General features: G+C 59.1%; 9 protein-coding genes. 4 read left to right on the forward strand and 5 right to left on the reverse strand.

Going from position 1 to position 10,829, the window contains the following annotated elements:
* Positions 1-10: 10 nt before the first annotated feature.
* Both thiE and AC07W4_RS10355 read right to left on the reverse strand, forming a co-directional pair.
* Positions 11-634 carry a thiamine phosphate synthase gene (gene thiE / locus AC07W4_RS10350; protein ID WP_495032337.1) on the reverse strand — a complete coding sequence of 208 codons (624 nt, stop codon included), beginning with the start codon at positions 632-634 and terminating at the stop codon, positions 11-13.
* A 31-nt stretch (positions 635-665) separates the two neighbouring features.
* Positions 666-1,463 (reverse strand): hydroxymethylpyrimidine/phosphomethylpyrimidine kinase, encoded by a 798-nt coding sequence (locus tag AC07W4_RS10355; RefSeq protein WP_495032338.1) that lies wholly within the window; start codon positions 1,461-1,463, stop codon positions 666-668.
* Between the two features lie 303 nt (positions 1,464-1,766).
* Between AC07W4_RS10355 and AC07W4_RS10360 the strand changes: the two genes are divergently transcribed.
* Together AC07W4_RS10360 and AC07W4_RS10365 are read left to right on the forward strand one after the other, a co-directional pair.
* On the forward strand, positions 1,767-4,151 hold the full coding sequence (locus tag AC07W4_RS10360; RefSeq protein WP_495032339.1) for a hybrid sensor histidine kinase/response regulator: 2,385 nt from the start codon (positions 1,767-1,769) through the stop codon (positions 4,149-4,151).
* A 74-nt stretch (positions 4,152-4,225) separates the two neighbouring features.
* A complete protein-coding gene (locus AC07W4_RS10365) occupies positions 4,226-5,866 on the forward strand; it encodes an acyl-CoA dehydrogenase family protein (RefSeq protein ID WP_495032340.1) in 1,641 nt (546 codons plus the stop codon).
* A 49-nt stretch (positions 5,867-5,915) separates the two neighbouring features.
* Here AC07W4_RS10365 and AC07W4_RS10370 read toward each other — a convergent pair whose 3' ends face one another.
* Positions 5,916-7,136 carry a delta-60 repeat domain-containing protein gene (locus AC07W4_RS10370; protein WP_495032341.1) on the reverse strand — a complete coding sequence of 407 codons (1,221 nt, stop codon included), beginning with the start codon at positions 7,134-7,136 and terminating at the stop codon, positions 5,916-5,918.
* 181 nt (positions 7,137-7,317) lie between these two features.
* On the opposite strand from AC07W4_RS10370, the gene amn reads away from it, so the two are divergent.
* Both amn and AC07W4_RS10380 read left to right on the forward strand, forming a co-directional pair.
* Positions 7,318-8,817: an AMP nucleosidase gene (amn, locus tag AC07W4_RS10375; RefSeq protein ID WP_495032344.1), complete on the forward strand. Its 1,500-nt coding sequence runs from the start codon at positions 7,318-7,320 to the stop codon at positions 8,815-8,817.
* A 71-nt stretch (positions 8,818-8,888) separates the two neighbouring features.
* Entirely contained in the window at positions 8,889-9,527 is a 639-nt protein-coding gene (locus tag AC07W4_RS10380; RefSeq protein ID WP_495032342.1) for a pseudouridine synthase, read from the forward strand.
* Here AC07W4_RS10380 and AC07W4_RS10385 read toward each other — a convergent pair.
* Positions 9,522-9,731: a DUF2788 domain-containing protein gene (locus tag AC07W4_RS10385; protein ID WP_007937369.1), complete on the reverse strand. Its 210-nt coding sequence runs from the start codon at positions 9,729-9,731 to the stop codon at positions 9,522-9,524. The two genes, AC07W4_RS10380 and AC07W4_RS10385, sit on opposite strands and share 6 nt — an antisense overlap.
* 217 nt (positions 9,732-9,948) lie before the next feature.
* Entirely contained in the window at positions 9,949-10,428 is a 480-nt protein-coding gene (locus tag AC07W4_RS10390; protein ID WP_007937367.1) for an Lrp/AsnC family transcriptional regulator, read from the reverse strand.
* Positions 10,429-10,829: the final 401 nt, after the last annotated feature.

Raw genomic sequence — 10,829 nt, forward strand, 5'->3', positions numbered from 1 at the left:
GATTTAAAGCTTAAATAGAAAACAATTCGTTGAAGGTGCGGGCGCGGCGGGTGACCTCAGCCGTGCTCTCGGCGCCAAACAGGCCATGCACCACCGCCAGCAGATCGACGCCATGGGCCACCAGCGGTGCGGCGTTATCCAGGGTGATGCCGCCGATCGCGCAGATCGGCAGGTGCAACTGCTTGCGGGCCTGGTCGAGCAGGTCGAGGCTGCAGGTCGGTGCGCCGGGCTTGGTATTCGAATTGAAGAAGCGGCCGAAGGCGACGTAACTGGCGCCTTCCTTTGTCGCTTGCTCAGCCAGTTCGATTTGCGCGTGACAGGTCGAGCCGATGATCGCTTTGGAGCCGAGCAGTGCGCGGGTCGGCGACAGCGGGCCGTCGGTCTGGCCCAGATGTACGCCGACGTTCAGGCGGGCGGCAAGCTCGGCGTCGTCATTGATGATCAGCTGGGTCTTGTAGCGTTCGCACAGGTCGCGCAAGGCCTCGGCCTCGCGCAGGCGGCGGGCCTCGTCGCTGCTCTTGTCGCGGTATTGCAGCAAGGTGACGCCGCCTTCCAGCGCCGCCTCCACGTACTTGAGCAACTTACCGTCCAGCAAATGGCTGTCGGTAATGGCGTACAGGCCACGTAGTTTCATCGGACAAGCCTCACCGCATCTCAAATAGAAGTTACGAACAGAAATCCAGTGGCAAGCGGCGCGGCACGAACTGGCCTTTGCCTAGCTGCTCGCCATCACGCAGGGTGCGCCATGTGTAGTTAAGCGCGGTCTGTACGGCACTGGCGAGGTTTTCGCCCTGGGCCAGACGACCGGCCAGGGCACTGGCCAGGGTGCAGCCGGAACCGTGATAACTGCCCGGCAAACGCTGGCAGGTATAGGTTTCGCGCAGGCCGTCGCGGCTGTACAGGCGATTGTGGATTTCGGTTTCGTCGCCATGGCCGCCTGTGATCAGCAGGTGTTTGACGAACGGCAGGAGTTTTTCAGCGCACTCGTCAGCGGTGCCTTCGGGCAGTTCGGCGAGGATACGGGCTTCGGGAAGGTTGGGGGTCGCAATGATCGACAGGGGCAGCAGGCGTTCGCGCATGGCGTAGCCGACTTCATCCTTGCCCAGGCGTCCGCCACCGCCGGCGCGCAGTACCGGGTCGCAGACCACCGGCAAGTGCGGGTGCGCCGAAAGCAGTTCGACCACGGTGTCGACCATTTCCAGGGAACCGAGCATGCCCAGTTTGACCGCCGCGACTTCGGAGTCGTTGAGCACGGCATTGGCCTGGGCCAGTACCCACTCACGGTCCAGGACGCGGAAGTCCGTGACATTGACGGTGTCTTGCACGGTCAGGGCGGTGACGGCCGGAGCCGCATGGCAACCCTGAGCGAGCAGGGCTTCGATATCTGCCTGCAAGCCGGCGCCACCACTTGGGTCGTGGCCGGAGAGACAGAGGACAACGGGGCGAGAACTGTAGATATTCATGGTGCGCGAGCTTACCACCAAACCTGTTTTTCGGGTGTTGTGGCAGTGTTTTTGGTCGATACATTGTGGTGAGGGGGCTGCCCCTTCGCCATAGTGAGATTTCTGCCATTGATAATCGTTTAGTGGTCTCGCTGAAACGCCCGTCCTAGAGCCTTTCCATGAAAAATTTCAATGGTATTCAATGGCCATCAACGGCTATGCTAGAGTGGATCCAAACCAATAACAGGTGATGCCGGTTTTACGTCTGCTCAAAAGGAATGGGGGGCTTCCTGACAGAACCGGACAGGCCACGCTGGGGCTTCAATGCGCTATTTGCTGATGTTGCTGTTGTGTTTGCCCCTCCTGGCAAACGCCGTCGAGTTCGACGAGTTCACTCAAAGCCTCCCCTTGGGCCGAACCCTGCAGGTCTATGAGGACGCAGGTGGCCAGGCGACCATCGCGGATATCCGTGCGCAAGCGGCGGCCGGCAACTTCAAACCGCACCACAAGGACACGCTCAACGCAGGGTACTCGCGTTCGGTGTTCTGGCTGAAAATCGATCTGCATTACCGTCCGGCCAATTCGGCGGCGCAAAGGACCTGGCTGCTGGAACTGGCCTATCCGCCCCTCGATCATCTCGATCTCTATTTGCCCGATGCGGCCGGCAACTATCGGTTGGTCAGGCAGACCGGCGATGCCTTGCCCTTTGCCAGTCGCGAGATTCGTCAGAACAACTATCTGTTCGACCTGGCGTTCAAGCCGGATCAGGCCGAAACCGTATTCATGCGCTTGCAAAGCGAAGGCTCGATCCAGGCGCCGGTCACCTTGTGGTCGAGCACCGCCTACCTCGAAGAGCAGCCCGTGCGCCTCTACGTACTGGGGCTGATCTATGGCGTGCTGCTGGGGATGCTGGTCTACAACCTGTTCATCTACCTCAGCGTGCGCGACACCAGCTACCTCTACTACATCTTCTATATCGCCTCGTTCGGCTTGTATCAGCTGTCGGTAAACGGTGCGGCCGTGCAGTATTTCTGGCCGGACAATCCGTGGTGGGCCAACGCCGCGACGCCGTTTTTCATCGGCTGTGCGGGGCTGTTCGGCAGTCAGTTCGCCCGCAGTTTCCTGCAAATGGCCACCCACAGTCGCTGGCTCGATCGCCTGTTGCTGGCGCTGGTTGGCTTCGGTGCGCTGGTGGTCGGCCTGTCATTGATGACCAGCTATGCCCTGGCCTTGCGTCTGGCCACGGCCTTGGCGCTGACGTTCACCGTGGTGATTTTTGCCGCCGGGATCTTTGCCTGGTTGCGAGGTCTGCGGGTGGCGCGGTATTTCATCATTGCCTGGTCGGCGTTTTTGCTCGGTGGCATCGTCAATACGCTGATGGTGCTGGGCTACCTGCCGAATGTGTTCCTGACCATGTATTCCAGCCAGATCGGCTCGGCCATCGAAGTGGCATTGCTGTCGCTGGCGCTGGCCGACCGCATCAACGACATGCGCGAGCAGCAGGCACAAACCCTGTTCGACGCCAGCCAGAAGCTTGAAGTCCTCAACCAGCAACTGGCCCGCAGTAACAAGCTCAAGGACGAGTTCCTTGCCACGCTGACCCACGAACTGCGCACGCCCATGAACGGTGTGATCGGTTCGCTGGAGCTGATGCAGACGGTCGAGATGGACCCGGAGCTCGAACAGTATCAGCAGACGGCGTCTGGATCGGCCCGGGACATGATGCGCATGGTCAACGGCATCCTCACCCTCACCGAATTGCAGGCCGGCAAACTCAAGGCCTCGGCCGATACCTTCAGCTTGCGTGGCATGGTCGAAGCACTGCGCATGCAGTTCGAGGGCAACGCGTCGAACAAGTCGCTGGACTTCAAGGTCGATGTCGCGCCAGGTGTACCGGATCGCTTGCATGGCGACAACGTCAAGATCGCGCAGTGCCTGGAATGCCTGCTGGATAACGCCATCAAGTTCACCAAGGTCGGCGGCTTGGCCCTGCGGGTGTCCGCAAAGGCCATCGAGCCCGATCGGTTGGCCTTGACCTTTGCGGTGATCGACACGGGCATTGGCTTCACCGATTTAGGGGAGGCCACGATGTATCAACGGTTCTTCCAGCTCGATGGCTCGATGACCCGTGAATACGGTGGCCTGGGGGTTGGCCTGGCGATTTGCCGTCAGTTGGTCGAATTGCTCGGTGGACGCCTGACGCATCGCACCGAGCCAGGACGCGGCAGCCGGTTTCAGCTGGATGTGGAAGTCGGGCTGCCGGTGGCCGAACGTCCGGTGACGCCGTTGATGACCCGGGATTTTCCGCGCCTGCGCTTGCCTCAGGATTGTGCCGTGTTGTTGGTGGATGAAAACGACATCAGTCAGTTGGTGATGCGCGGCATGCTGCTCAAGCTGGGCTTTCGCGTGCGTACGGCCGATAGCGTCGATGCCGCGCTCGGTCTCTTGCAGCGCGAAGTGTTTGACGCGGTGCTGGTCGATTGTCAGTTGCCGCTGCAGGACGGTGAGTCGGTGTGCTGCCGGATCCGCGCGTTACCCGGCTATGCCGAACTGCCGTTGTTCTTGATTGCTCTGGGCGGAGACCGTGAGCGCTGCCCGACCGGCGCGGTGATTGATCACTTGAACAAACCGGTGAAATTCGAAGACTTGCAGGCCGCGCTCTACCGCCGTGTGCTCTGCTCGAAACAGGGCGAAAGCGCCGACAATTAGGCGTGTATGACACTTTGTTCGGCCGTGGGGCGGTGCTTAACTGAAGTCCCTTGGCCGACCAAAGGAGCCCTGTCATGAACCTGCATCAGTTCGCCGAAACCCACGAAGTCACCAACCAGCCACCGTCACTGGACGGCGCCAACCTGTACCGCATCGACTTGCCGTTGCAGGAGTGGTCGCGGCGGTTCGGGGCCGGTTGGGCCGAATCGCGGATCGACGCCTACGGCGCACTGGCCGGTGGCCCGCTGATGGAAGCCGGGTTTCTGGCCAATCAGAACAAGCCGGTATTCAATAGCCACGACCGGTTTGGTCATCGCATCGATCTGGTGGAATTTCATCCGGCCTATCACCAATTGATGCGCACGGCGGTCGAGCACGGCTTGACCTCGCTGCCCTGGGCGCACCCGCAGGACGGGGCCCATGTCGCCCGCGCTTGCATGTCGTATCTGCACAGCCAGGCCGAAGCCGGCAGTGGCTGCCCGTTGACCATGACCTTCGCCAGTGTCCCTGCCATGCGTCTGCAACCAGACCTGGCGGAAAAATGGCTGCCGAAAATCCTCGCCACCGAATACGACCCGCGCAACGTCGGCATGGCCCACAAGGCCGGGGTCACCATTGGCATGGCCATGACCGAGAAGCAGGGCGGCACCGATGTCCGGGCCAACACCACCAAGGCGTATCCGGTCGGCGCCAGTGGCCCTGGTCAGGCCTATGAGCTGGTGGGCCACAAATGGTTCTGTTCGGCGCCGATGTGCGACGCTTTCCTGACCCTGGCGCAGACCGACAAGGGCCTGACCTGTTTCCTGCTGCCGCGCCATCGTCCGGACGACACGCGCAATCAGTTCTACATCCAGCGCCTCAAGAACAAGCTCGGCAATTGCTCCAACGCCTCCAGCGAAGTGGAGTTCCGTGGCGCACTGGCGTGGATGATCGGTGAAGAGGGCCGGGGCGTTCCGACGATCATCGAGATGGTCGCCATGACCCGCTTCGATTGCATGGTCGGTTCCAGTGCGCTGATGCGTCAGGCATTGACCCAGGCCAGCCATCACTGTGCCCACCGTTCGGTCGGCGGCAAGCTGCTCAGCGAACAGCCCTTGATGCAAAACGTGTTGGCGGATCTGGCACTGGAAAGCGAAGCCGCCCTGGCCTTGAGCCTGCGCATGGGCCGGGCGCTGGATCATCTGGATGATTCGCAGGAAGCCAAATTCGCCCGGCTGGTGACGGCGGTGGGCAAGTACTGGATCTGCAAGCGGGCGCCGGCGATGATCAACGAAGCCGCCGAATGCATGGGCGGCGCGGGTTATGTCGAAGAAAGCATCCTGCCGCGGCTTTACCGCGAGGCGCCGGTGAATTCGACGTGGGAAGGTTCCGGCAACGTGCAATGCCTCGACGTGCTGCGTGCCCTGTCGAAAGAGCCGGGCGTGCTCGATGCGCTGTTCAGCGAGCTGGGCGATGGTCATGGTGACAAGCGCCTGGCTGCGCACATCAATCAATTGCAGGTGGCCTTCAAGGACACCAGCGACATTCAATACCGCGCCCGGCAGTTGACCGAGGACATCGCGCTGGGACTGCAGGCCAGGTTGTTGCTGGAAGCCGGGAATGCGGTGGTCAGTGATGCCTTCATCGCCAGTCGTCTGGAGGGTGGCGGCCGAGTGTACGGCGCATTGCCACGTGGTCTGGATGTTGAGGCGATTGTCATGCGCTCAATTTCGTAAGGGGTCCGAGTGGAGGCAAGGCCGGGAAATCCAGTCTTGCCTTTGTTCACTAAGTATTTGTTAGAAAACGAGCGATGGCACCGCTCGTTTCGCCACGCTCAAGTGAAGAGCCATAGACGAGTGATTTTTTGTCAGGTAATAACTCAAAACCGGTTGTAGTAATCGGTGGTTTAAAGAAAAACTCATATTTACCGTTGTTTTCAAATTCAAGGTCGGTTGAGCCGTTCTCATGAAGCCTTAGGAATATTATTTTGTTAGTGGTAATGTTGTTGATGAAAATCAGTAGTTTATTATTGATTTCCGATAGACCTGAGGCGTATAGTTTTTCTTCTTGGGGGAGCTCAAGCAATTCTCCATCGTTAAAGCTGCTGGATAATGAGCCGTCGGTGTCAAGCATTGCGATGATAGGTCTTGTGAAGCCAGTGCTTCTATTAAGTGCGTAGCCGGATGTTAGATATCTTCCGTTTTTTAGTTGTATCGTCGAATATAGCTCGATATGAATCGCATTTTTTCCGTAGATAATGACATAGCCGGTTTTTTCCGCCCCGAAGCTATTGTCTAAACTGCCATTTCGATTAAAGCGTGCAACAAAGGCACCTGTGTATTGAGCGTGTGCCCCCACAACGAGTAGCTTGTCATTGTTCAGTATGGCAAGGCCTTGGAACGAGACGTTTGCTTGGGCATAAACAATGCCGTGATCGCCGAAGAAGTCTTCCAGATTGCCGTTTGCATCCAGACTGATCAGCGCGCCTGTGTAATTCACTGATGCGCCGATGGTGAGTTCGACGGAAGTGATGATCGTACTGTCGCGACGAAGTGCCATGCCGACTCTGCGCCGTGTACCCTCGACTACGAATTGGTTATCGATATCGACGATCGTCATTCCGTTGTTGCCAAAGGTAGTGTCCACCGTTCCATCAGCATTTAGTCGAGCAAAGAAAACGATCGTTGTAGGTGGATTGTTTATGCCTTGATTGAATCCGCACACGACCACCTTGTTGTCAGGTTGTACGATGAAGTTGGAGACGGCGGGAGCAATAATTTCGTATTCTCTGAGCTCTAATTTTTTAGAGCTCAGTTCAATGCCTTTTTCATTGTGGACGATAATGACAAGTTCGTCGTAAGGCTCAGTTGTGCCAATTGATATGACTAATCCGTTGTTTAAAGCCTTGGAAATACCTCTGAAATAACCGGTTGGAACTTCGAAGGTGACAGTACCGTTGCCACCAAACGTTGGATCAAGAAGGCTGTTTTCAGTTTCATTGTTCATGGCGATATTCTCGTTTAGTACAAACAGGTAAAGAGTACTTGCCGATGAAGCTTATACTTGAAAGAAATGTCGGAATAGCTGGTACATTTGACAGGTATTGATTGTTATCAGGTAATAGGCTTGGTCTATTAATGATGAGGTGGAGCCGCCGGTAGTGCCTTTGTCGAGCAATACGGGCAAGATGAAGGTCAGCAAGTCAGAACACAGGATGCTGATCGTGACCGAAGCTTTTATTGTCGTTCAAACCGCCGAGCAAGCCGTGGATCGGCTTGCACACTTGCACAATCGTGCAACCACCGCGCTGAGCCAGGCGCTCAAGCGCTACCTCAAGGATCGCGTCGAGCCCGATGCCGAACAGCGCTCGATGTTCCGCTATCCCGAATTGCGCCTGACCTACCACTGCCAGGGCGAAGTCCCGCAGACCACTCGCGCCTACGCCAAGGTCCAGTTGCCGGGCACCTACAGCGTCACCGTCACCCATCCGTCGGCTTTCCGTAAATACCTGCTGGAACAGCTCGTTCCGTTGATGCACGACTTCACCGTGACCGTGGAAGTCGGCGTCAGTCAGCAGAACATTCCGTATCCGTATGTGGTCGAGCAGGGCGATGAGCTGGCCGGCTCCGGCGTCACCGCCGCCGTGCTGGCGCGGGTGTTCCCGAGTACCGACCTGTCGGCCGCGACCGACGGCATCGCCGACGGTTTGTACGATTGGGAAAACACCGATCCGCTGCCTCTGGCGCTGTTCGATGCCGCACGGGTGGATTTCTCCCTGCGCCGACTGGTGCATTACACCGGCAGCGACTGGCGGCATGTGCAGCCGTGGATTCTGCTGACCAACTATCACCGCTACGTCGACCAGTTCATCGTCCATGGCCTGGAGCAGCTGCGCACTGACCCGCGTTTCGTGCGCATGGTGCTGCCGGGCAACGTGATCATCGACAAGAGCATGGACCACGGCGAAGCCTCGGCGATTGCTGCCGGGGTGGTCTGGCACCGCTACCAGATGCCGGCCTATCACCTGATCGCCAGCGATGGCCACGGCGTGACCCTGGTCAACATCGGCGTCGGCCCCTCCAACGCCAAGAACATCACCGACCACCTGGCCGTTCTGCGCCCGCATTGCTGGCTGATGATCGGCCACTGTGGCGGCCTGCGTCAGTCGCAGACGATTGGCGACTACGTGCTGGCCCACGCCTACATGCGTCGCGACGGCATTCTCGACCGGGTCGTGCCGCCGAACATTCCGATTCCGGCCCTGGCCGAAGTGCAACTCGCGCTTCAGCAGGCGGCGGCCAACATCACCGGCGAGAAGGGCGACGAACTGAAAAAACGCCTGCGCACCGGCACCGTGCTGACCTACGACGACCGTAACTGGGAGCTGCGCTGGGCGCAGGAGCGGCCGCTGATCAACCTGTCCCGCGCCGTGGCGGTGGACATGGAAAGCGGCACCATCGCAGCGCAAGGTTATCGTTTGCGGGTGCCGTACGGCACGTTGCTGTGCGTCTCGGACAAACCACTGCACAGCGAAATCAAGCTGCCGGGCTCGGCCAATGCCTTCTATGAACGCGCGGTCAGCCAGCACTTGAAGATCGGTATCGAGGCGGTCGATCTGTTGCGCACCGAACTCAACTCGCTGCACTCGCGCAAACTGCGCAGCTTCGACGAGCCGCCGTTCCGCTAACGGTTGTCATGGTCATTTGGCGGTCAGGGCACTAGCATTAGCAGCCCTGACCGTTAGATGTTTCCTTTCTCATGTCTCGTCCTCCTCAACGTCCCGTTTCCCGCCGCCCTGGCGCGAAACCCTCTCCTTCAGCCCCGCGCCGTGTCGCCAAGGCACCACCGGCCGAGCCGAAGCTGATCCTGTTCAACAAACCTTTCGATGTGCTGACGCAATTCAGTGACGGCGAAGGGCGCGCGACCCTCAAGGATTACATCGACGTACCGGGAATCTATCCGGCCGGACGGCTGGACCGCGACAGCGAAGGCTTGCTGCTGCTGACCAACGACGGCCAGCTTCAGGCGCGGATCGCCGACCCGAAACACAAGCTGGCCAAGACCTATTGGGTGCAGGTCGAGGGTGAGCCGAGCGCCGAGCAATTGCAGCGCTTGCGTGACGGCGTCGAATTGAATGACGGCATGACCTTGCCCGCCGAGGCGCGGCAACTGGACGAACCCGAATTGTGGCCGCGCAATCCGCCGGTGCGCTTTCGCAAAAGCGTGCCGACCAGTTGGCTGGAGTTGGTGATCTGCGAAGGGCGCAACCGACAGGTGCGGCGCATGACGGCGGCGGTCGGGTTGCCGACCTTGCGTCTGGTGCGGGTCAGGATCGGTGACTGGACGATCGAGGGGCTCGATCAGGGCCAGTGGAAGGAAGTGCCGGCGCGCTTATAACGTTCCGGACTCGATCAGGCCGATCACCACGCTCTTGATCACGAACGCCGCCACGCCCAGGCCCAGCACGAAGAACAGGATGAACGAGCCAAAGCGCCCGGCCTTGGACTTCTTCGCCAGATCCCAGACGATGAAACCCATGAAAATGATCAGGATGCTGACCAGTCCGGTCATCATCCACTCTTCGAAAACGGCAGGATCCATCGAACATCTCCAGCGCGGGCGTGGCTACTAAAAGGGCGCGCCGAGTATACGCCAAGGGAGAATGGCGGTGAGTTGACCTGCGTCGGTGTGTCGCAGTCATTCGTCGCCTGTGCCGGCCTCTTCGCGAGCAAGCCCGCTCCCACATTGGATCTTCTGACCGATAGAGATTAACTGTGGGAGCGGGCTTGCTCCGGGCGGCGTTCCGACGAAGGCGTCCTCAACTGCGCAGATGAGTCAAAGGCAGTTCGGTGCTGTTCAACACCTGATTCAACACAAAACTCGAACGTACGCTGGTCACGCCTTCAATCCGCGTCAGATGCCCCAGCAGCAGTTTCTGGTAGTGGTCCATGTCCGGCACCACGACCTTGAGTTGATAGTCGGCATCCATCCCGGTCACCAGGCTGCATTCGAGTACCTGGGGCAGGGTGCGGATGGCCGCTTCGAAATTCTCGAAACGCTCCGGCGTGTGACGGTCCATGCCGATCAGCACGTAAGCGGTCAGGCTCAGGCCCAGCATCTTGCGGTCGAGCAGGGCGACCTGGCGGGAAATGTAGCCGTCGTCTTCCAGTTGCTTGACCCGCCGTGAACACGGCGAAGGCGAAAGGCCGATGCGCTCGGCCAGCTCCTGGTTGGAGATGCGTGCGTCGCGCTGCAATTCCGCCAGAATACTCAGGTCGTAACGGTCGAGCTTGCTCATCAAACGGTCCTTTGTCGTAACTATTGCGGAGGATTATGTATCCGGGGTTAAAAATTGCGCAAGTGATGTTTAATTCAGCAATCTTCGCAATCCTCTGCCGGCGCTCCCAGCCTATTCTTATCACCAGAATCACTGCTCGGACAAACAGTCCAGTGCGGCTCGCCGAATCAGGCCCGCCGCGGTCGCCACCCCCACCGGGGATGTGCCGGCCCCCGAGCTGCACACTGTCCAGAAGACGGCGTGAGGTGAGCCGACGCCACAAGTGTCGAGCCAGGACGAAGTTCTCTAAGGGGAGGCCGACGGGTCTCCCCTTTTTCTTGCGTGTGTCCCGTCCTGAATAAGGTTTACACCTTCTGATCTGTTTTTCAGGAGGACGTAATGGAACCAGCAAAAAGGCGTAG

The sequence above is a fragment of the Pseudomonas sp. GW821-FHT02A08 genome (genome assembly GCF_059422045.1).